18 protein-coding genes are annotated in these 21,326 nt (G+C 64.0%); 8 read left to right on the forward strand and 10 right to left on the reverse strand.

The features are described from left to right. The first annotated feature begins 32 nt into the window (after window positions 1-32). The gene (locus tag VGH98_06660) at window positions 33-1,976 is read left to right on the forward strand and encodes a serine hydrolase domain-containing protein (GenBank protein ID HEY2375641.1); all 1,944 of its coding nucleotides are present in this window, start codon (window positions 33-35) and stop codon (window positions 1,974-1,976) included. Window positions 1,977-1,980: 4 nt separating this feature from the next. Here VGH98_06660 and VGH98_06665 read toward each other — a convergent pair whose 3' ends face one another. From VGH98_06665 to VGH98_06680, 4 genes are all read right to left on the reverse strand, one after another. Then, complete coding sequence (locus tag VGH98_06665) at window positions 1,981-3,675, reverse strand: multicopper oxidase family protein (GenBank protein ID HEY2375642.1); 1,695 nt, start codon at window positions 3,673-3,675, stop codon at window positions 1,981-1,983. Beyond that, window positions 3,672-4,148 carry a hypothetical protein gene (locus tag VGH98_06670; GenBank protein HEY2375643.1) on the reverse strand — a complete coding sequence of 159 codons (477 nt, stop codon included), beginning with the start codon at window positions 4,146-4,148 and terminating at the stop codon, window positions 3,672-3,674. Before VGH98_06670 ends, VGH98_06665 begins: the two co-directional genes overlap by 4 nt. Next, a complete protein-coding gene (locus VGH98_06675; protein HEY2375644.1) occupies window positions 4,145-5,536 on the reverse strand; it encodes a hypothetical protein in 1,392 nt (463 codons plus the stop codon). Before VGH98_06675 ends, VGH98_06670 begins: the two co-directional genes overlap by 4 nt. A 137-nt stretch (window positions 5,537-5,673) precedes the next feature. Then, window positions 5,674-6,243 carry an RNA polymerase sigma-70 factor gene (locus VGH98_06680; protein HEY2375645.1) on the reverse strand — a complete coding sequence of 190 codons (570 nt, stop codon included), beginning with the start codon at window positions 6,241-6,243 and terminating at the stop codon, window positions 5,674-5,676. Window positions 6,244-6,320: 77 nt separating this feature from the next. On the opposite strand from VGH98_06680, the gene VGH98_06685 reads away from it, so the two are divergent. Both VGH98_06685 and VGH98_06690 read left to right on the forward strand, forming a co-directional pair. Further along, window positions 6,321-7,424 carry a FecR domain-containing protein gene (locus VGH98_06685; GenBank protein HEY2375646.1) on the forward strand — a complete coding sequence of 368 codons (1,104 nt, stop codon included), beginning with the start codon at window positions 6,321-6,323 and terminating at the stop codon, window positions 7,422-7,424. Window positions 7,425-7,549: 125 nt separating this feature from the next. After that, window positions 7,550-9,970, forward strand: coding sequence for a TonB-dependent receptor (locus VGH98_06690; GenBank protein HEY2375647.1), 2,421 nt, complete (start codon window positions 7,550-7,552; stop codon window positions 9,968-9,970). 78 nt (window positions 9,971-10,048) lie between these two features. Here the strand turns inward: VGH98_06690 and VGH98_06695 are convergent, their stop codons facing one another. Further along, window positions 10,049-10,969 (reverse strand): hypothetical protein, encoded by a 921-nt coding sequence (locus tag VGH98_06695; GenBank protein ID HEY2375648.1) that lies wholly within the window; start codon window positions 10,967-10,969, stop codon window positions 10,049-10,051. A gap of 218 nt (window positions 10,970-11,187) precedes the next feature. Continuing rightward, entirely contained in the window at window positions 11,188-11,814 is a 627-nt protein-coding gene (locus tag VGH98_06700; protein HEY2375649.1) for a ferritin-like domain-containing protein, read from the reverse strand. Window positions 11,815-12,022: 208 nt separating this feature from the next. Here VGH98_06700 and VGH98_06705 point away from each other — a divergent pair, with 208 nt between their 5' ends. The 4 genes from VGH98_06705 (at window position 12,023) to VGH98_06720 (ending at window position 15,407) form a co-directional block, all read left to right on the forward strand. Next, window positions 12,023-12,811, forward strand: coding sequence for a hypothetical protein (locus VGH98_06705; GenBank protein HEY2375650.1), 789 nt, complete (start codon window positions 12,023-12,025; stop codon window positions 12,809-12,811). A 4-nt stretch (window positions 12,812-12,815) separates the two neighbouring features. Beyond that, entirely contained in the window at window positions 12,816-13,547 is a 732-nt protein-coding gene (locus VGH98_06710; GenBank protein ID HEY2375651.1) for a hypothetical protein, read from the forward strand. A gap of 4 nt (window positions 13,548-13,551) precedes the next feature. Beyond that, window positions 13,552-14,184: an ATP-dependent Clp protease proteolytic subunit gene (locus tag VGH98_06715; protein HEY2375652.1), complete on the forward strand. Its 633-nt coding sequence runs from the start codon at window positions 13,552-13,554 to the stop codon at window positions 14,182-14,184. Window positions 14,185-14,249: 65 nt separating this feature from the next. After that, the gene (locus tag VGH98_06720) at window positions 14,250-15,407 is read left to right on the forward strand and encodes an alpha-galactosidase (protein HEY2375653.1); all 1,158 of its coding nucleotides are present in this window, start codon (window positions 14,250-14,252) and stop codon (window positions 15,405-15,407) included. Here VGH98_06720 and VGH98_06725 read toward each other — a convergent pair. Next, window positions 15,379-15,714: a hypothetical protein gene (locus VGH98_06725; GenBank protein HEY2375654.1), complete on the reverse strand. Its 336-nt coding sequence runs from the start codon at window positions 15,712-15,714 to the stop codon at window positions 15,379-15,381. The two genes, VGH98_06720 and VGH98_06725, sit on opposite strands and share 29 nt — an antisense overlap. 149 nt (window positions 15,715-15,863) lie before the next feature. Between VGH98_06725 and VGH98_06730 the strand changes: the two genes are divergently transcribed. Continuing rightward, on the forward strand, window positions 15,864-16,337 hold the full coding sequence (locus tag VGH98_06730; protein HEY2375655.1) for a nuclear transport factor 2 family protein: 474 nt from the start codon (window positions 15,864-15,866) through the stop codon (window positions 16,335-16,337). A gap of 61 nt (window positions 16,338-16,398) precedes the next feature. Here the strand turns inward: VGH98_06730 and VGH98_06735 are convergent, their stop codons facing one another. From VGH98_06735 to VGH98_06745, 3 genes are all read right to left on the reverse strand, one after another. Then, the gene (locus VGH98_06735; GenBank protein ID HEY2375656.1) at window positions 16,399-18,027 is read right to left on the reverse strand and encodes a DHA2 family efflux MFS transporter permease subunit; all 1,629 of its coding nucleotides are present in this window, start codon (window positions 18,025-18,027) and stop codon (window positions 16,399-16,401) included. 72 nt (window positions 18,028-18,099) lie between these two features. Next, on the reverse strand, window positions 18,100-18,618 hold the full coding sequence (locus tag VGH98_06740) for a hypothetical protein (protein ID HEY2375657.1): 519 nt from the start codon (window positions 18,616-18,618) through the stop codon (window positions 18,100-18,102). A 25-nt stretch (window positions 18,619-18,643) separates the two neighbouring features. Beyond that, complete coding sequence (locus VGH98_06745; GenBank protein HEY2375658.1) at window positions 18,644-21,085, reverse strand: ABC transporter permease; 2,442 nt, start codon at window positions 21,083-21,085, stop codon at window positions 18,644-18,646. Window positions 21,086-21,326 lie beyond the last annotated feature (241 nt).

The raw sequence follows: 21,326 nt of genomic DNA on the forward strand, positions 1-21,326 counted from the left end.
AGCACATCATTGGGCCGCCCTGACCCCACTCAATGATGCGAATCCTACTTCTGCTCGCCCTCGCCGCACAGCAACAGCAACCCACCTCCATTCGTCCGCTCGTTCCGACCGCACCCAAGAAAGAGCAGCAGGTGTTCGGGCCGTCGGTGCCCGCGCCTGCGTCAGCGCGCGGCGTGCGAGATCGCGCCGAGCTCGCGGCATTCCTCGACGGCGTCATGGCCGCCAATCTCCGCGACAAGCATGTCGCTGGCGCTACCGTCGCCGTCGTCAAGGACGGCGCGCTCTTCTACGCCAACGGATACGGCTACTCGAACGTCGCACGTCGAGCTACGGTCGATCCGGAGCACTCGCTCTTTCGGATAGGCTCGACGAGCAAGCTGTTCACCTGGACGGCCGTTATGCAGCTCGTCGAGCAGGGGAAGCTCGACCTCGACACGGACGTCAACAAGTACCTGGACTTCAAGATTCCGGCGACGTATCCGCAGCCGATCACGCTGCGGAATGTCATGACCCACACGCCCGGCTTCGAGGAGGATGGGCGCGACCTCATCATCGACGACTCGACGAAGATGATCCCGCTCGGCCGTTGGCTCGCGACCCACATACCTGGTCGTGTGCGGCCGCCCGGTACGTACTCGTCATACTCGAATTATGCGACCGCCCTCGCCGGCTACATCGTTCAGCGTGTGTCCGGGGAATCGTACGACGACTACATCGAGCACCACATCCTCACGCCGTTAGGCATGACGGAAACGTCGACGCGCCAACCGCTGCCGGCACGCCTCAAGGGCGATATGTCGAAGGGATACGTCTGGCAGGGCGGCGTCTACCAGCCACAGAAATACGAGATCGTCGACGCGTCTCCCGCCGGCGCGATTGCCGCGAGCGCGACCGACATGGCGAAGTTCATGATCGCTCATCTCAACGACGGCGTCCTCAACGGGCAGCGCATTCTCGCCGACTCGACGGCGAAGCGAATGCATGCGCGTGCCTTTGGACACGATCCACGTATCCCTGGATTCGCGCTGGGCTTCTACGAGAAATCGAGCCACGGCCTGCGCATCATCGGCCACGGCGGCGACACGCGCTTCTTCCATACCGATCTGGCGTTGATCCCTGAAGAGAAGCTCGGCGTGTTCGTCTCATACAACACGAGCAGCGGTGGGGAGCTCAGCTTCGGTCCGTTCCTCAACCAGTTCCTCGATCACTACTATCCCACGCCGGTGACTGCCGTTGCGCCTTCCGCGGATGCCGCGAAGGAAGCAGCCCGCGTTGCCGGAGAATACGAGTTCAATCGCCGCTCGTACACGACCTTCCAGAAGGCGATCGGCCTTGCCGGCGACATCCGCATCAGCGCCGCCGACAGCGGCCGCCTCATCCTGCATTCGCCGTTAGGCGATTCGCGTCTCGTACCCGTCGGGCCGCTGCTGTATCGGGATGAATTGGGCGGCGACCTCGTTGCCTTCCAGGCGAACGACAAGGGGAAAGTCGAGCGCGGCTTCCTCGGTGAAGCGCCAATGATGACGATGGAGCGCGTTCCCTTCTCGCAATCTCCACATCTCCATTGGGTCCTGCTCGGGCTTGGAGCGGTGGTGTTCGTCGGTATCGTGCTCGCCGCGATCGGTCGAGCCGTTAGGCGCCGCTTCGGTGAAGCACGTGCCGACGACGTGCTCCCTGGCCGCTGGCTTCTCGTGACGCTCGCGATCGCCGATCTTGTTTTCCTCGTCGTGATCGTCTCGATCATCAGCGGCTCGGGCGGACTCCTCAATGGACCGCTGACTTCGCTCAAGCTTGCGCTTGCACTTCCCGTCATCGCGACGATCTGCACGCTCGCCGCGGTATACGTGGCCACTCGTCAATGGCGCACACGGGTCGGCACGCGCGCGGCGCGATTGCGTTACAGCGGCGCCGTCGTCGTCGCGCTCCTCTTCACCTGGTCGCTGGCGCAGTGGAACCTGCTCGGCTGGCGCATGTAGGCCCCTAACGATCGACGTGCAGCACGGTCATCATGCCGGCGCCAAGGTGCTCGGCGATGTGGCAATGCAGCATCCAGTCGCCCGGATTGGATGCGTCGATGAGCAGATCCACCGTCGAGCCGACCGGTATCAGAGCGGTGTCCTTCCACACCTGGTTTCGTGTGGGGACACCGTCTCTGGCGATGACGAGCATGCGCTGGCCATGCAGGTGAATCGGATGCTGCATCGGGTGAAACGACTTCGGGTCGTTGAAGAGCCGGAGCTTCACCACCGATCCACGCGCGACGTGCCAGTCGATATCCATGTTCTCCTTTCCCGTCGCGTCGTCGCGGAGAATCCAGCGGACCTCCTTGCTCGTCGAGAGCCAGTTCATGTCCGGCATCCCGTCGATCCATTCCACCGGCGCATAGTACGCCGTGTCGATGGTCATGAACTGCACCGTCGCGAGGGCGAGGCCGGTCGTCTGAACGGTCAGGGTAAGCTCCTTGTCGGGCGGCTTGTCGAAATAGCCTCGGTACCGGTCGACGTCTTTGGTCACGGCGCTGTTCACGCGCATCGTCGCGAACGCCCGTCCGTAATCGGCTCTCACCGGCGCGGCGTCCACCGTCACGAAGCCCAGCGTGTCGACCTCGGGCTCGAACTCACCCTTGTAGTGGTTGATTGCCTGTACGGCGTTCACGATCGCGTAGCGACCAGCGCGCGCGAATCGTACGTCGACCACGTACCGCTCCGCGGGCGCGAGCACGACACTCGGCACGAGCTCCTCGTGCTCGAACCGGCTCTGGTCGGACGCGATCACCTTCATCTGCGCTCCACCGAACGAGAGATTATACGTGCGTGAGCTCGCCGCGTTTGTGAGATAGAATCGGGCCACCTCGCCCCTTCGGACGTGCAACGCGTAGCTCGGTTCGCCGTTTGTGAGCAGAACGTTGCCGACGCGTCCCATGAGCGCGAAGTCGGGCCCGTCGGCGCCGAACGGAACGAGCGTGTCCGCGTTGATGAGCAAATCATCAAGCATCAGTGCATGCTCGCTGTTCGCCGGCCCATAGTAGTCCGCGTCCGGCGAGTCGACGATCATGTTGCCGAACAAGCCCATTGCCTGCTCGACGTCCTCACGGACGTGGGGGTGATACCAGTAGATCCCGGCGTCGGGGAAATGCACGCGGTAGACGTAGCTTCCGCCGGGGGCCACCGGTTCCTGCGTCACGCCCGGCGCGCCGTCGCTCCGATTGTCGAGCCGCACCCCGTGCCAGTGCACGGCGCTCGGCAGATCGATGCGATTGTGAAAGCGAGCGATGATTGTCGCGTTTTGCGGCACGCGAATGAGCGGACCCGGGACCTCGCCGTTGAATCCGTACATCGCGAACTCGTGGCCCTTGATCCTGCGCCTGACGAGCATCGCCGTGAGGTCGATCGTGTCGCCGTCTGCGAGACGCAGGAGTTGCGACGGCTTGGCCAATGGCAGACGAGCGGGATCGATGCCGCCACCCGGAACGAATGTGCCACCGGACGGCACCAGTCCGATCAGCCCGGGAATCATCGGCATTCCTCTCGGCATCGGAATCGGCATCCCGGCCGAATCGTGCTTCATCCCCTGCATATGGTCCATCCCGCTCATCGGGTCGCGCTTCTGCTGCGCGGAACCGATCGCGAGCGGCACGCCTAACGATATCGCGACGAGAGCGGCGCGCCCGTTCACCCCGTAATCCCCCGGAACATCGGGTGGTTCAGGAACGACTGCAGCCAACCACTCGGCGACGTCCCGTGCAATACCGTTGGCCCCGCGTGTGACCTCGGCGCCGAATCCGGCTCGGCGGTAATCACGAGCAGGAACTTGTTGAGCGTCACGTGTCCAACCGTGGTCGTACCATTTGCGATCGGGCCGAGTCGATCCCAACGCTGCAGGTCGGGGGTGGCCGCCCACGCGACGTACGCTCGGAATGCGCCGAGAGACGACGGTGACGGTAGCCCCGAGACTGCGACCTGTACATCGTACTGAGCGCGTCCGTCTGCCGTCACCGAGATTCCGAACGGTGACTGCGCGAAGACGAGCCGCGCCGACCCGCTCGCCCTCGGCGCCTTGGGGGTCGAGAACAGCGGAATGTCGTACGGTCCCGCCGCGATCAGCAGCGGGACCGCGAACATCAGGCTCAGCTGCCTAACGCCGATCACCGTCCATCGTGGCTAGTGGTCGCCGTGGACTTCGTCGCACCCTCCGGCCCGTGATCCCAATCCTGCACGCTCGAGATGTTCGGCATCCCGTGGTCGTGGCCATTCCATCCCTTGAACCCATCGACGCGGAACAACCAAAGTCCTGTCCGCATGTCCGAGAGCACCACCAGTCCATCGTAGTTGCGCACGTCGACACCGAACGCACCCTGCTCGACGCTCGTCGTGCTCTGCCAGCCATTGTCTGGATTGCCACCGAACCCGTGCTCGTGTTCGCACTCGCACGTGAACCAGTGACCGACGGTCTTCGGGTTCTTCGGATCGGTGAGATCGAACACCTGCAGCCCGTCCTCGTATGCCGAGACGAAGACATACGGCCAACGCACCTCGTGATTGTGCGACAGATCGCGCCAGTCCGCCGTCCACGCGCTGATCGGAATATCGATGTTCTGCGTCTTCCCTGATTGCCCGGGCTCGAGGTCCCAGATGCGAAGCGGCGTGTACTGATATTCCGTCTCCGTCACCGCATAACGACCATCGGGAGACGGTGTGAAGGTGTGGGCGATGTCCATGCCGAGACTGGTGATCGTGAACAACTGCCGCGGCGCATTCGGGTGCGTGACGTCCCACACCGAATACCCGCCGAGCCCCGCACCGTAGAACTTGTCCTCGTGCGCAACCGGATCGTAGCCGACGTAGAAGTCGTGGTATCCGCCGGCTCCGATCTGCTTGAATGGCGTCGGATTCGGCACCTCGCCGATCAGCCACGTGCTCGGGTCGGCGCCGCTCACGACTTTAGCAAGATCATACACGAGCGCTTTTTGCTGATTCACCGTCGCGAAATACAGCGCGCGACCATCCGAATGCTTGTAGGCGAACGTGTTGTGGAATCCGCCCGGTGCCTGCGGATAGCGAATGCGGGCGACCACCGTGACCTTCGACGCATCCGGCAATCCCGTAACGTCGAAGATCACCGCGCCGAGATCCGCATCCGGGCTGCCCTGCATGAACTGGTACGACTGGGCGTAGTAGTACCGATTTCCGATCTTGAAATACTTCCCGTCCATCGCGCCGATCCCGCGATGGAGCTCCGGGTTCTCGATGGTCCAGTCGTAGATCTTCTTCGGGTTCGCGGGATCGCGCACGTCATAGATCTGCATGTCGAAGTTGGTGAATCCGCAGAGGTAGACGTACGGCCGCGACGGGTCCTGTTCCATTTCGATGTCCGCCGCCTTCCACGCACCTGGATGAGCGGCGACACGACTGAGCATGTGCACTTTCTCATTGCCGCCCCGCTTCTGGTCGAACGATGGCACGGTCGTGCCTCCGTCCTGGGCGCGGGCCGCGGCGGCAAGAGCGAACGTAGTCAACAGAACGACATAGCGACGCATCGAAGCCTCACAACGGTGGGAGGAAACGCCATCCTGTCCGAATCAGCATTCGGAGACGCGAAGGGAAACATGACCATGCACGCGCGACCACGCGAGTCCCGGTAGCCAATGGCCTTTCGCGATCTAAGTGAAATCGCTCAGAGCTTTTCGCCGGCCGGCAGCCAGGTCTTGAGCCTCTCGCGCAAAACGCGCAGCGCCTTGCCCATTTGCACCTCGACCGTCTTCACCGAAATTCCCAGGCGCGTCGCGATCTCGGCGTACTTGAGCCCATCGACCCGACTGAGCTCGAACACCTGCCGGCACCGGTCGGGAAGATCGGCGACCGCAGCCTGAAGGGCGCTCTCGATTTCCCCCTCACGTGCTGCCGTGTCGGTCGATGGCGACCGAGTGGCACTTTCGAGCAGCTCCGGCTCGCTCTTGCGCTCGATAGCCTGATGCCGCAGCGCGTTGAGCGTTCTGTTCCTCGTCGCCTGAAGGAGATAGCCGCGCACTGACTCGGTGACGTCGAGCGACTGCCGGCGTCGCCAGAGCTCGAGCATCACGTCCTGCGCGATTTCCTCGGCCATCGAGCGCTCTCGCAGCATCGCCTCGGCGACGCGCACGAGCAGTGCATAGTTTGCACGAAAGATCGCGTCGAACGCGCTCGTTTCTCCCGCGCGCAGACGCGCCAGGAGCTCACGATCATCAATCGCCGGCGTGCTCGTCACGAGCTTTGTGTATTTTTGAGGACATCCGTTGCTCCGATAAGGGGACACTGAGAGTGGAGTGTCCCTAGCACAAGCCTATGAAGAACACCCCCTCGACACCCGACCAGCCGATTGCCCCCATCGATTGGGAGGCAATTGCGCGCTATCTCTCGGGGGAATCCTCTCCCGCCGACTCGGAGCGGATAGCGCAGTGGCTCGACGAACACGCTTCCGACGCCGAACTGGTGGCCGCGCTCGACAAGGCGATGGCGAGTCTCGTCTTGCGCGACGCATCGGACGTCGACGTCGAGCGCGCGCTGCGGAGCGTCGCTGCCCGGCGTGACAAGCCGATCCCAATCACGGAACGCAAATCGACGCTGAGGCCGGTCAGCCAGCACGTCACCACGACGACCGCATCTTCGTGGCGAATGGTTACCCTGCTGGCTGCAGCCGCAGTTGTCATCCTCGCGGCCCGCGCCGTGCTGGAACGCAGGGGTAGCGCGGTCTCTTCGCCGTCGGGTGCCGGTGGTGTGAGTTCGCGCACGTTTGCAACGGCTGTCGGCAAACGCGAGTCGCTCCGGCTTCCGGATGGTGGTCGAGTGATTCTTGGTCCGAGCAGCCAGTTGACCGTTGCGTCGGGCTATGGCGCAGGCCAGCGAGTGCGAGAGGTCGAATTGCATGGTGAAGCCTACTTCGACGTCGTCCACGACACCACGCGTCCATTCGTGGTGCGCGCGGGAGGCGCAATTATCAGAGATGTCGGCACCAGCTTCGACGTCCTCAACGACAACGGCGCCCGGGTGCGGGTCGTCGTAACCTCGGGATCGGTCTCGCTCCGCGCGGGTGTCGCGAACGACAGCGTCGCCCTCATGGCCGGTGACGTTGGAATGGTTCAGGCCGATGGCCGAGTGTCTGCGCAGCATGGTGCGTCGACCGCGCCCTATCTCGCCTGGATGCGCGACAGCCTGATCTTCCGCGAGGCGAGCATCTCCGAAGTGAGCAGCGGCCTGCGACGCTGGTACGGCGTCGTCCTTCTCGTCGACGACAGCGCACTCGCACGCCAGCACCTAACGATGACATTTGTCGGGGATCCGCTCGCACAGGTCCTGCGCACGATCGGTCTCGAGCTTGGCGCCGATGTCGAGCGTCGTGGTGACACCGCGATCGTCCGTCCTTCCACGCGGAGCACACAACCGCAATGAGCTCGGCGCCGAGTGCGAGAGCGGGACCCTGGCGGGTTCTCGCTCGCGCGACATGCCTTCTTCTTCTCGTCACGCCCGCAGTTTCGCGTGCGGAGCCGGCGTGCGTCGCGCACGCCGGTGCGGCGATGGAGTCGCATCGCTGGCCAGCGCCGCTCGATCGCATGGTGACGTTGCACAATCGCGACCTCGCGTTGCGCGACGCGCTCGATCGCCTTGCGAGCGCCGCGAGGCTTCGCCTCTCGTACTCTTCCGAGCTGCTCACGCTCGATCGCCGTGTTTGCGTCTCCTACGATTCCGTCGCGGCAGGCTCGGTGCTGGCGGACCTCCTCGATGGAAGCGCCGTCGCGCCGGTCGTCGCCGGCGACGATCAGGTGGTACTCGCACCGGTCGCTGCTCCCCATAAGAGTGAGCAGCGCTCCGAGCAGAGCGTCAAGGTCCTCGATCGCGTCGTTGTCACTGGCAGCGCGATCGGCGTGCCGCAGCGTGGGCTCTCATCCGCCGTGACGGTGATCGACCGCTCCGAGCTCGCGTCGCAGCGCGGCGGGACCATTTCGCAGACGCTAAACAGTGCGGTTCCGGGACTCTGGCTCTGGGACGAGGGACCATCCAGCCTGCTCGCCCAGTACGGCAGTCTGCGCGGCGTGAGCTCTTTCCAGGTGAGCTATCCGAAGATCTACATCGACGGAATTCAGGTCGCGAATCCGCTGCTACTCACGGAGCTCAGCCCAGACGCCGTCGAGCGCATCGAGGTCATTCGCGGGCCGCAGGGCGCCGCGCTCTACGGGGCCGATGCGATCGGTGGTGTGATCAACATCATCATGCGCCACGATAGCGGCGATGGCGAGGACGCCGGCGCGCAACTGCGCACGAGCGCCGGCGCCACGCACAGCGCCTACGCGGCGCATCCCGTGCTCGTGCAGGAACACACGCTCGATTTACGTGGCGGGAGTGACCTCAGATCGTCGGCGCTCTCGATCACGTTAGGCAGCGTTGGTTCCTACGTGCCCGACGCGCAGAGCCGGGAAGCGCGCGCCGATGGCGGCTTCCGAATCATTGGCTCGCGGACCGTACTGACCGGTACGGCGCGCCTGTACGCCAAGGACGCAGGCGCTGGCGCGAGCCCGCTCATCGCCGCGCCATCGATGCTGCAGTTCAATCGGTCGGCGATGGAGCAGGAACCCTGGCGTCTGAACGGACAGCACGACTTCGGCGGTCCCCCGCGTGGAATGACGCGAGTCGCCTCGACCAGCTCGCAATCGCTGCGCGAGTATACGTTAGGCACGACGGCGACATTCAACAGTGGCGGCAGATGGACGCAGGCCGTTACGGCCGGTCTCGACGGCTACACGTTGTCAGGCGACGCCTCGGCCGCGCTGACGCCAAATCCGTCGGCAGTCGATTCGGCGTTGCGCGCGGCCCGTGGCAGCGCCAACCGCGCCACGCTCCGCGCGAGCAGTGTCGCGCGTTTTGGATCGAGCGCAGGTACCGCCGCGACGACAACGTTCGCAGCCGAGTACTCCTCGCTCCAACAGATCACGCCCGACGACGGCTGGGCGCCCTCAGGCGAGCAGGCGAGCGATTACACGACGTGGCAGAGCGACGCCGGCGTCGTCGCACAGATCGACGCTTCGTGGCAAAACGCGGTGTTCGCGACGAGCGGCCTGCGTTTGGAGCGAACGCTCGGGCTCGCGGCGACCAACGGACTTCTAACCTTGCCGATGATCGGCGGCGCTGCTGTTCATGACTTCGGCCCAGTAACGACGAAGTTGCGTGCGTCGTACGGGAAGGGAATACGTCCCGCTGGCACCGCGCTTCGTGCTTCGTGGCTCGCTCCTCGGTCGTTGTCGCAACGCAGCCTCGCGCCGGAGGAGCAATCCGGCCTCGAGGTCGGAGTCGACGCGTTCATCGGACGCACCTTTGCGCTTCACCTGACGCGCTTCGATCAGTATGCGTACAACCTGATCCAGCCTGTGGTCATCGCGTCGTCGCTGACCCCGTTGCCGAGCGATGAAAGCTCGATGCGTCTGATGTACGCGCTACAGAATGTCGGTGAGATCACCAATCGCGGCTGGGAGCTCGAGAGTGCCATCGCCAGGGGACCATTGTCGCTGTCAGGCACGGTGTCGCTCGTCGATAGCCGCGTGCGTCAGCTCGCACTCGGTTACAGAGGCGACCTGCAACCGGGCGATCGCATGTTGGGTGTCCCAGCCCTCACGACCGGCCTAACGAGCACCTGGACCGCTCGTCGCTGGTCGGCGTCGCTTACGGCGACGCGGGCGTCCGATTGGTTGAACTACGATGGGCTCGCGCTCGCGTCGGCATTCTCCACCGCGGACCACCCGATTGTTGGTCAGCTGCTGCGCGGCTACTGGCGGTCATACGGCGGCGTGACGCGTATCGATGCCTGGGCATCGCGACAGCTCTTCGGCGGCCTGACGGGCATCCTAGCGGCGCGGAATGTTCTCGACGTCCAGCGCGGTGAGCCGGACAACCTTACGGTGGTGCCGGGCCGGACGCTCACCGCGGGCGTGCAAGCGAAATTTTAGGAGGGCTAGGGGCTAGAGCAAAGGGGCTAGGGATCGTCTCCCTAGCCCCTTTGCTCTAGCTCCTAGCCCCTCGGTTGTTCAGCTGCAAATCAACTTTCCAAACGGCAGCGGCAGCTTGCAGGTCTTCGTCGTTCCGTTCTTCGTGATCACGACCTTCGCGGTGTCCGAGCCGTCGTAAGTGATGACCTCCGTACGCGACTTCGTCACTGGTGGATTGCTACCGAGGGTGAGCGACGCCTGCATGATGCGCGTCACCGTGCCGGCGGTCGGGAACGTCGGGCGATTGTCCATCAACGGAATCACGAGACCCTTGATCGTATCCGCGACCAATCGGGACGAGGTGAACGACGTGCTGTCGGCGGTCTTTCCCGTGGACTCCTCGGTTCCCTTCGACCCGCCGTCCACCGTGCGCTGCGTGCTGCCGGAGACGAGTCCGCCCACCGTACGGCTGCTGCTGTGATCGACCTTGGACGTCACACGACCATCATGTCGCGTCACGGTACCGTCCACCGAGTCGACGACGTTGATGGTGTTCGTCTGGAAGTTCGGGAACGGTTGAACGGTTCCTGAAGCGTCCTTGAAGGCGAACGACCGTTTGATGGTGAGCCCACCTCGCGCGACGGGAGCGCAGGTCACGCGACCATCGGTGCTCGAGAACGTGCAGTTGAACAGAAAGTAGCCGAAGCCGAACGGGCCGCGGTCAAAGCCATGGCCCACGGCGACCCCGCCAAAGAACTCGGGCCCGATCCCACCACCCATCATGTGACCGTCGTCGTCCTTGGCGCTGCGATCGGGCATCCAGGGCTCACCGGAATCGCCACTCGGCGAGAAGCTGTTGTCCGTCGCGCTGTATCCGGCGGGTGTCGAGAGAAAGGCCGCCGTAAGCTCCTGCGCTGCGACTGATGGTGTTGACGACGTCGACGACGTTGAATCAGAACATGCAGCGACAGCGAGGATCGCCGCGGTCGCGGCGACAAGACGGAGGGATAAGCTTTTCATAAGTGTGGTTCTCCGATCAGCGGTGCCCGCGTTGGCCCGGTTGACGACCAAAAAAACGCACGCTGCGAAAGAGCCCGCGCGGGGTCGCAGTCCATGCGTGGTCCGTTTCCTGTTGGGCAGGGTGAATAGCCACGGCGCACGAGAGGCGCCGTGACAATTCTCACACTCGCTGATTTGTTAATGAGTCTTAGCGATCGCCGCTTTACGGTTTCGCGATTCTAGCGCGTTCGCGACGCGCGCGATGTCGAGCGCGGCTTCCCTCGACCACCGCTGCTGGGTCGAGTGCGCCCGCCTTCGCTGGCGACCGTTCTCGTGACCTGTCGGTCGCCTCGCCGGCTCGTCGTCTCGTCCGCGCCTTCTTCAGCCTCCGCGTTGACCGTCGTTTCCGCAATCTGCGTCAGCAGCTCGTTCGCCTTGCCCTCTTCATCGAGTGTCTGCTGAAGCAGCTTTGCGTGGTCGGTGAAGCCAAGCTCCTTCGCATAGGTGCGCACGGTACCGTAGCCGGCCATCTCATAATGCTCCACGTGCTGCGCTTTCGAGATCAGTCCCGCATCGAGCACTTCTTCCGAAGCATCTTCCTCGAGCAGCTCTTTCGCCTCTTCGATCAGGCCCTCCATGCCTTTGCACTTCTTCCCCCCCGCTTTTTCGCCCAGCATCGCGAAGATCTTCTCGAGTCGTTCGACGTGACCTTCGGTCTCGTCCAGATGATCGGAGAATGCCCTCTTCAGCTGAGCATTGCTGGCATTCTTCACCATTTTCGGCAGCGCTTTGACGATCTGCTTTTCGGCGCTGTACAGATCCTTCAACTCCGACACGTACAACTCGTGCAGCGATTCCATCTCCATGTCCGGCCTCCGATGGGTGGGAAACGGGGAACGGCAAGACGCACACCGCAGAGGGACTAGGGGCTCGGGGCTAGGGAATAGGGGCTGGCGCTAGGGTAAAGAGACGAGGGCTATGGCTATAACCCTCGTCCCCATCCCAGCCCCTTTCTCTTGACACCACTTTGGTACCAGTACTAGAGTTCAATCAGGTCGCATTCGGAGCCACTCTATGCGTATCGGGGATTTTGCTGTCGAAGTCGTATCGCGCGGAAAAGGCATCGGCGTTCGCGAGACGGGATCGGGCCACGTGCTCGCTCGGCCGGGGCAGGTATATGCCCTCCGGCTTCGTAATTTCGGCCCTCTTCGCTGCGTCGCGGATGTCAGTGTCGACGGACGCACGGTGACGGCGGGAGGGCTCGTCATCGACGCGTATTGCACGGAGGAGCTCGAGCGTCCGATCACGCCTGACGAGGACGGGCGATTCACCGTGGTCGCGGAGGGCGACGAGCGCGTGTTTGGACCCGATGGTGGCAGAGACAATCCCGACCTCGGGTTGATCGAGGTGCGGTTTCGACGTGAGCTGCCTGGCGGGCCGGAGCGCACGCGCCCGCTGCCACCGACCCTCGGCACTGCCCTTGGCGATCCGGCCCGGCCGTTCCCGGCTCATCCCTCTCGATTCGAACCCGGGACGCTCCGGGGGTTCGGTTCGAGCGACGCTGCGCGGGCACCTAACGGCAACGTGAGACGCATGCTGCTCGGGCGCGAATCCATCATGCGTGAGCCGGTTGAGCCCTCTTCGTTGCCTAACGAACCAGCGTGGGAGGACGTCGAGCGCGCCGCGGGTACTGGACTCACTGGACACTCGAGCCAGCGCTTCACTCCGACGCAGCTCGGACCGCTCGAGCACGAAGCCACGGTCCTTCAGCTCCGCCTCGTGATTGCAACCGCGGAAGCGATCGACGCCGCGCGCTCGCCGGTGGAGTCAATCGCGCCCGTTCGTCCAGCGGCACGGCCTTAGACTGATGTCCGGCGATCGGTCACCCGTGCGCGCGCAGCGCCGTGCGCCGCGACGCCTCGACGCCGGATTGGCGTCGCGAAGCGCGGCGCGAGCCGAGGTCGAGCGTGAGCTCGACGAGTGGCGTGCGCGCGCGGTGCCGGATCCGTCGATGCCGCTCGAGGCGGACGACGTCGCGCGGCTCGTCGGTGATTGCCTAGTTTCCCTCGGACTCGACGAGGCAGCGGCGTCCAACTTCAGTGTGAACACGGTGCACTTCTACCGCCGGAAGGAGATCCTCGACGCTCCGGAGGGACGCACCTCGGCCGCCCGTTACGCACTCCGTCACCTCTGGCAAGCGGTTGGCGCGCGCCTCGCGGGACAGCTCGGGCTCCTCACGCTCGCCGAGGCACGCGACGCGATGAGTGGCCGAAGCGAGACCGTCCTTGTCGGATTCGTTGCCGAGCGAGTGCTCGATGCCCGCGCCCGTCAAGCCGTACGGCGATCGGCGACACCCGTCGTCATGGCGCGCCCGCTCGCGCCGGTCGCGGCGGCGGCGAGCCTAACGACGGCGCGTCCCCTTCCTGGCATCACCAAACGCAGCGCCGGCGCCGAAGCGATTGTCATCGCGCTTCCGGGCAATGCCTGGTGCGTGGTCCCGGCCGTTCACGGTGCCCATCGGTCCGCCGCGGCGGCGCGTGCGCTCGGTCGTGCTCTCACCCACGCGTTGCTTGTCTCCGATGACCCAACAGACTCCTGAGCCCATGTCGACCTTGCATCTGCCGTATATCGTGGAGCGCTCCAACCGTGGTGAGCGGACGTATGACATCTATTCGCGTCTGCTCATGGATCGAATCATCTTCCTCGGTTCGGAGATCAACGACGACGTTGCGAACATCATCATCGCGCAGCTGCTCTTTCTCGAGGCCGACGCGCCAGGGAAGGACATTCAGCTCTACATCAACTCGCCGGGCGGCGACGTCTCCGCCGGTCTCGCCATTTACGACACGATGCAGCACCTGTCCTCTCCCATCTGCACGATTTGCATGGGAATGGCGGCGAGCATGGGTTGCTTTCTCCTCGCAACCGGAAGCAAAGGGAAGCGCAGCGCTCTTCCGCACGCCCGCATCATGATGCATCAGCCATGGGGCGGTACGGCGAAGGGAACCGCCTCGGACATCGAGATCGCGGCAAAGGAGATCATCTACCTGCGCGCGAAGATGTTCGAGTTGCTCGCCAAGCATTCGGGGCAGCCCCTCGAGCGCATCGAGCGCGAGTTCGATCGCGATTACTACATGTCGGCTGAGGAGGCGCGCCGGTACGGGATCATCGATCGCGTCGTCGAGCCAACGAGCGAGGTCGTGGCTCCGGCGAGCGTGATCGAGAAGTCTGCGTAAGGCCTGTCGCCGTCCGTCGGTCTTTCGGGATGACATGAGAGTTCTCGATCGCTAGTTTCGAGTTCATGTACATGCTGCGTGCGGGAAGTGCACTCGCGTTGCTCGTGTTGATCGGCGTCGCCTCGCCATCACCCGTCGACAACGGCCTCGCGCGCACGCCGCCGATGGGCTGGAACAGCTGGAACCACTTCGGCTGCAACGTCAGCGAGAAGCTCATCGAGGAGGAGGCGGATGCTATCGCGGCGAGCGGCATGCGCGACGCTGGCTATCGATACGTCGTCATCGATGATTGCTGGCAAGTGGCGCGCAACGCGCAGGGAGTAATCGTCGCCGACAGCGCGCGCTTTGCGCATGGCATCAAGGCCCTCGCCGACTACGTCCATTCAAAGGGTCTCAAGTTCGGCATCTACACCGACGCGGGAACCTTGACCTGCCAGCGTCGCCCCGGCACGCTCGGGCATGAAGAACAAGACGCGCGTACGTACGCGGCGTGGGGCGTCGATTACGTGAAGGAGGACTGGTGCCATGCGGAACAGCTCGTTGCGCCGACGCAGTATGCGAGGTTCCGCGACGCGCTCGCCCACTCCGGCAGGCAGATTGTGTTCAGTATCTGCGAATGGGGATCGAATCAGCCCTGGGAGTGGGCGCCCACGGTCGGCAATCTCTGGCGCACGACGGACGACATCGAGGACAAATGGCCGTCGATGCTGTCGAACCTCGATCAGGACGGACAGCACGCCTCGGCAGCGCGACCGGGTGCGTGGAACGATCCGGACATGCTCGAGGTCGGGAATGGCGGGATGACGGACGATGAATACCGCGCGCACTTCAGCCTCTGGGCGATCCTCGCCGCACCGTTGATGGCCGGCCACGACGTACGCACGATGTCCCCGGCGACGAAGGAGATTCTGCTCAATCGCGAGGTGATCGCCGTTGATCAGGATTCGTTAGGTAAGCAAGGCATGCTCGTGTGGGAACCGACGCCAGAGCTCCAGGTGTGGTCGAAGCCACTGGCCGACGGCGCGCATGCCGTGGCGCTCCTCAATCGCTCGGCGACGCCCGCCAAGATCACGGCTTACTTGTCACGCGTCGGTTTGCGCACCGATTCTGCGACGGTGAGGGACCTCTGGGCGCATGCCGATCGTGGTCGCGTCCGCCGCGAGTATGCCGTCGAGGTTCCGGCGCACGCCGTCGTCATGGTGAAGATGACGCCGGTGCGTTGAGCGCGGAGCGGGATCGCGCTCGGAGCCACAAGGCCCAGAGGATGAGCGGCGGCACGCCGATCCAGAGCGCCGCGGTGAGCGTGTGGACCGACCCGCTCCAGGTAATTCGCCCCATCTCCTTCACAATGAGGACAAAGGCCCCATCCCCGAAGCTGACGTTGATCTCACCCTTGCCTTTTGGGGCGGTAGCGCGGAGGATGGCCGGTACGGCCGGGCCGACACTCACGAGAACGAGAGCAGTCCAGTAGGCAGCCCAGCTGAGGAACAGCTGAGCGGGACGCCAGCGAGAGAGGGAGAAGAGGCCCATCGGAATCGCGTCGCGAAAGGTTGAATGGCTCTCTCAATGATACGCCGTCGCCGCGCCGTCGTTTCGCGCCCAACCCGTCCGGCTGGTGATTCGCGGATCGGGCTGTACAGTATAGCACTCCATCAACCACCCATCTCACCAATCCCCAGATGCGGCTCCGTTCATTGCTCGCTCTCTCGATACTCCTGGGCGCCAGCTCGCCTGTTCGCGCGCAAGACGCCGAGAAAAGTGCCATACTGGCCACGGTTCAGAAGGTGTTTACCGCCATGCGGACGCGAGACACCGCGCTTTTGCGTCAGGCCTTCGATACGAGCGCGCGGCTCGTCGGCGTTGCGGCGAGAAGCAACCCACCGGCCGTCCGCCTAACGCCTCCCGAGCGTTTCGGCGCCTCGATCGCCTCCGCGCCTGCGGGAGACGTCTGGAACGAACGCATCTGGGATCCGGAGGTGCGCATCGACGGCGACGTCGCGCAAGTCTGGGCCTATTACACCTTCCATCGCAACGACGCCTTCAGTCACTGCGGCGTCGACGCGTTCATGCTCCTCAAGGTCGGCGGCGAATGGAAGATTACGCAGCTCGCCGACTCGCGGCGCACGACGGGATGTACGCATGTGAACGACTAGGGCCTAGAGTCTAGGGCTAAAGAGGCAAACCCTACTCCCTAGCCCCTAGCCCCTTCTCGGGTCAGTGCGCTTCACCCATTCCTGTGCCGCCGCGGGGCTTGCGAAGCAAGAGAATCGCGGGAGTGGTGAGCAGGAAGCTCTTCAGGATGAGCATCCACGTATCGTTGTAGCTGAGCATCAGCGCCTGCGCCGTGAGCGCCTGGTCGACGGCGGCGTACGCCGCGGCCTGAGCTTTGACGTACGAGAAGCCCAACGCTATGAAGTGCGACAGCGCGCCCTGGAATCGCTCGATGAACGCGGGGTTCGCCGCATACGTGTTCGCGACGAGATCGGCGCGGTGGAGCGCCGTGCGACCCTGCAGGTAGGTCGTAATGATCGCGATGCCAAAGGAGCCACCCAGCTGGCGCGCCAGGTTGATCATGCCAGATGCCTGCTGCGCTTCGCTCGGCTTGAGGTTCGCGTACGCGACGTTGTTGATCGGCGTGAAGAGGAAGCCCAGCCCGATACCGCGAATGATCAGCGGATAGCGCGCGTCCGCTTCACCGGCGACTGTCGTTAGGTGGCCGAGTTGCCACATCGAGTACACGAAGATGGCGACGCCGATATAGATCAGGATTCTCGCGTCGACGAGCGGCCGTGCGCCGTTCAGGAGACGTCCGCAAACGATCGCGGTGCAGGCCGTCGCGATACCACCTGGCATCAACGTCAGCCCCGTCTCGGTCGGCGTGAAATGGAGAAGGTTCTGCGTGAACAGCGGGTAGAGAAAGACGCCGCCGTACAGGCCAAAGCCCATCGTCACGAACAGGAAGATCGAGCCCGCAAGATCGCGGTTCTTGAGGATCCGGAAGTTCACGACCGGATGTTCGTTTCGGGGCGATAGCTCCCACCACAGCATGGCTGTCAACGCCATGCCGGCAACGAGGCTCAATCGAATGATCAGCGCGTCGTTGAACCAATCCTTCTCCCGACCTTCCTCGAGCACGTACTGGAGCGACGCGAGCCCGACGGTCAGCAAACTGATACCGACCCAATCGATCGGACCGCTTCGTCGCTTCGCGTGCGGTGGGTCGTGCAGAAAGCTCGTGACGAGAAAGACCGCGACGATGCCGATCGGAATGTTGATGAAAAAGCACCAGCCCCAGTGATAGTTGTCGGTGATCCAGCCGCCGAGCGTCGGCCCGAGGGTTGGCGCCACGATGATCCCCATGATGAAGATCGCTTGCACCAAGCCCTGCTGCTCGCGCGGAAAGATCTGACGCAGCGTTGCCTGCGCCGTCGAGAGAAGGGCGGCGCCCCCGGCGCCCTGAACCACGCGCCACAATATGAGCTCGCCAAGACTGCTCGATGTGCCGCAGAGAAAAGACGCGACGACGAAGAGCATGATGGAGAAGGCGAGGTAGTTCTTCCGTCCGAACGTTGCCGTGAAAAAGGCGGTCATCGGCAGCACGACGACGTTGGAGAGGATATAGCCAGTGCTCACCCACGCGATCTCCTGGATCGTCGCGCCGAGATTACCCGCCATTTGCGGGAGGGCGACGTTGATGATCGTCGTGTCGAGCACTTCCATGATCGCCGCCGTGATCAGGCCGAGGAGGATCAGCCAGCGATACTCCTCGATCTCCGAATCGGCCTGGGCCGGTCGCGGTGGCGATGCGGCGGGCGTGCCGTCACGTATCGCTTCGGTGGACACTTGTGTCAGTGGCTCGATTGCAGACTCTGGATTCTAGTGCCCGAGGCAAGTCTGCGAGGCCTAACGACCGACCTATTCCGGCGGGTGGTCGCGCCCGGTCGTCAGCGCGGCGTTCGTGCGCGCCTCCTTGACCATCTGCAGGGCGTGCTGCAGTTGTTCCCCCGACAGCACCTCGTACGCGTCCTGCTCGGCGCTGTGCATGTTCGATCGCAGCGTGTCGAGCGTGCGCTCGACGTTGGGGTCGCCCGGCTCAGGCAGGTCACCCTTCGAGCGCATTGGTTCGGCGCGCTGGCGCTTGGCCTCTCCGAGCGAGTCGAGCTCGCGCATCAACGGCGCATTCAGCGAATCAAGTCGGCGTTTGATCACCGCGACGCGGGCCAGCTGCTCAGTGGTGAGGGATAGATCCCTCGCGTGGGCGATGATGATGTTGACGCCGTTGGCGAGACGCAGCTCGAGCGCTGGGCCGATTTCCTTCATGCTGGGATCGTCGCGGCCTGGTGACCTGCCGACTCCCATGCGACTGCCGCCACCGGGTAACTGCGCGCCGGCGGCCGCGCTGGACACGAGCACCAGCGCGGTCGCGATGGACAATGCCGAATGTCTCATGCCACTAAGATTACTCCGCGCGCATGGCGATGATGGGATCCACGCCAGCGGCCCGACGTGCGGGGAGATAGCTCGCCAGACATGCGACGAGCACGAACACCGTTGCTACTCCCACAAAGGTCAAAGGGTCCGCCGGGGCAACGCCAAAGAGCATCGTCGCGATGAGTCGGGTCAGAACGAATGCGCCGGCAATCCCGATGAGGATGCCGAACAGCGTGAGCGTCAATCCCTGCCCGATAACGAGGCGAACCACACGCTCACTCTGGGCTCCGAGGGCAATGCGAATGCCGAGCTCGCGGGTCCGCTGGCTCACTGCGTATGAGATCACGCCATAGATGCCTAACGCGGCGATCAGCAGTGCGATACCGGCGAAGGAGCCGAGGAGGATTGCGTAGAACCGCGGCTGCGCTACGGAATCGGACACGACGTCGGTCATCGTCTTGACGTCGAAAACGGGCAGGTCGCCATCCACTTCCTTGATGGCCGCGCGCGTGCCGTTGATGGTGAGCGACGGCGAGACCGTGGCGCGAACCAGCACGCTCAGATCACCGATCGGTCCCTGGTCGAACGGCACGTAGACCGTCGAGGGCGCGGCTTCATTCGCACCGAACGATTTCACGTCCCCCGCGATGCCGACGATCTCGCCGCCCGCCGTGACCGTGTCGGCCTTGTTCGCCGAGCGCTGGCGTCCCCAGCCGAGCACGATGTGCTTGCCGAGCGCGTTCTCGTTAGGATAGAACTGTTTCACGAATGCCTCGCTGACGACGACTGCTTGCGGCGCGTTAGGCAGGTCGGTGGCTTGCAAGCCACGACCGGCAACGATCGGAATTCGGAGCGTCGAGAAGAAAGCGGGCGTGACGACGCGGACATCCGCGACCAGGCGTTTATCGGGCGTGCTTGGCGGCCGATCGGTGCGCTCGAACGTGATGCGCATTCCGTCCTCCGAGAGCGGGCGGCCGAATGCCACCGCCGCGGATTGCACCTCGGGTAACTGTCGCACGCGCTCGAGAAGCTGATCGACGAAATTGATCGCTTGCTGATCCCATGGGTACTTCGTATTCGGCAGGGACACGCTCATCGTCACGACATTCTCGGGGCGGTAGCCGGGATTTACGTTCGTCAGCGCGACGAAGCTTCGCGCGAGCAGCCCGGCACCGATGAGAAGAATGACCGCGAGCGCCATCTCGGCGACAACGAGGGCCCCGCGCGTACGGCGCGTACCGCGTCGCCCGCTCGAACCGCGTGTGCTCTCCTTGAGCATTTGCCCAACGTTGGTCTTCGCGGCATGGAGTGCGGGGGCGAGGCCGAAGAGCAAACCCGCGACGATCGCGACGACGACGCTGAAGATGAGAACACGTGCGTCGATCGTCACGTTTGCGAGCCGCGGTACGCCGCGCGGACCGAAGGTCTTCACGCCGTCGACGGCCCAGGCGGCGAGCGCCGTCCCGACGACAGCGCCACCCAGCGCGAGGAGCATGCTCTCCGTCACGAGCTGACGCACGAGCTGGCGCTGGCCAGCGCCTAACGCAGTGCGGACCGCGATCTCGGTCTCGCGCGTCGACGCGCGTACGAGCAGCAGATTGGCGACGTTCGCGCACGCGATCAGGAGCACGAAGCCGACACCGGCGAGCATGACGACGAGCGCCGGGCGTACGTTCCCGACGATCGCCTCGCGCAACGGAATCACGGTCGCTCCGAAATTCGCGTTACTCTCGGGATATTGTTGCGCCAGGCGTCGCGCGATCTGCGAGAGCTCGAGCGCGGCACGCTCGACCGTCGCGGTCGGAGCGAGCCGTCCGACGCCGCGCAGGAAATGCGCACCGCGATTGGACGGGTCGTCCTCGCCATTCTCGGGAATCAACGGAAGCCAGACGTCGTTGTCCCGTGGAATGTCGATGCGGGGAACGACGCCGAGCACCGTGTGCGGCCGGCCGTCGATGATCAACTGCCGTCCGATGACGGCGGGGTCGCTTCCAAAGTGAGATCGCCACAGCGCCTCGGAGAGCACGACGGTGAAGGCCGCAGCCTTTGCGTCGTCACCGCGAACGAAGCCGCGACCGAGGAGTGGCGAGATACCGAGGATGTCGAAGAAGTTGGCGTTAACGCGAGCGCCGGTGAGCCGAATGGGATCGCCGTCCGTCGCCGTGAGATTGTGGGTGCCGCCATCGATGCCCGACATGGCCGACACGAGCCTGCTGTCCGCGCGATAGTCTGTGAAATCCGGCAACGACATCGGATTTCGCTGTCCATCGCGCCCGACGGAGGAGACCGACACGACACGCGATGGGTCACGCAGTGGGAGCGGCTCGAGCAGAACGCCATTGACGATGCTGAACACGGCGGTCGTCGCGCCGATGGCCAGCGACAGCGTGCCGACGACGATGGTGGTGAAGCCAGGCGTGCGCATCAGCTTGCGCGTCGAATAGCGAATGTCGCGGAGCAGGGTGTCCACGTGGAGGTTGGTGGAATTGTGCGTCGAGCGTGGAGCGAAGAGGGCGGAGCTAGAGTGTGGAAAGTAGAGGGTGATATGGAACAGCCGTGCCGTCGCCAAGGTTGTCCAACTACCGTGACCACAACGGCTTGGTTTCTCACCCAAGGCGCTCGACGTTCGCTTGTGGGATCGGCGGTCCCGAAAACGGACGCTGGAGTCCAGGCAAGAAGCAGCTTCCGGCTGTCTCCGAATGACGGCTGTT

Source organism: Gemmatimonadaceae bacterium (assembly GCA_036496605.1).
In the GTDB taxonomy this organism is placed as follows: domain Bacteria; phylum Gemmatimonadota; class Gemmatimonadetes; order Gemmatimonadales; family Gemmatimonadaceae; genus AG2.

Bases quoted from the DNA above. Each gene is read 5' to 3' on its own strand.
- VGH98_06660 (HEY2375641.1), top strand. From the start codon at position 33: ATGATGCGAATCCTACTTCTGCTCGCCCTCGCCGCACAGCAACAGCAA.
- VGH98_06675 (HEY2375644.1), bottom strand. From the start codon at position 5,536: ATGCGTCGCTATGTCGTTCTGTTGACTACGTTCGCTCTTGCCGCCGCG.
- VGH98_06685 (HEY2375646.1), top strand. From the start codon at position 6,321: ATGAAGAACACCCCCTCGACACCCGACCAGCCGATTGCCCCCATCGAT.
- VGH98_06690 (HEY2375647.1), top strand. From the start codon at position 7,550: ATGGAGTCGCATCGCTGGCCAGCGCCGCTCGATCGCATGGTGACGTTG.
- VGH98_06695 (HEY2375648.1), bottom strand. From the start codon at position 10,969: ATGAAAAGCTTATCCCTCCGTCTTGTCGCCGCGACCGCGGCGATCCTC.
- VGH98_06700 (HEY2375649.1), bottom strand. From the start codon at position 11,814: ATGGAGATGGAATCGCTGCACGAGTTGTACGTGTCGGAGTTGAAGGAT.
- VGH98_06705 (HEY2375650.1), top strand. From the start codon at position 12,023: ATGCGTATCGGGGATTTTGCTGTCGAAGTCGTATCGCGCGGAAAAGGC.
- VGH98_06710 (HEY2375651.1), top strand. From the start codon at position 12,816: ATGTCCGGCGATCGGTCACCCGTGCGCGCGCAGCGCCGTGCGCCGCGA.
- VGH98_06715 (HEY2375652.1), top strand. From the start codon at position 13,552: ATGTCGACCTTGCATCTGCCGTATATCGTGGAGCGCTCCAACCGTGGT.
- VGH98_06720 (HEY2375653.1), top strand. From the start codon at position 14,250: ATGTACATGCTGCGTGCGGGAAGTGCACTCGCGTTGCTCGTGTTGATC.
- VGH98_06725 (HEY2375654.1), bottom strand. From the start codon at position 15,714: ATGGGCCTCTTCTCCCTCTCTCGCTGGCGTCCCGCTCAGCTGTTCCTC.
- VGH98_06730 (HEY2375655.1), top strand. From the start codon at position 15,864: ATGCGGCTCCGTTCATTGCTCGCTCTCTCGATACTCCTGGGCGCCAGC.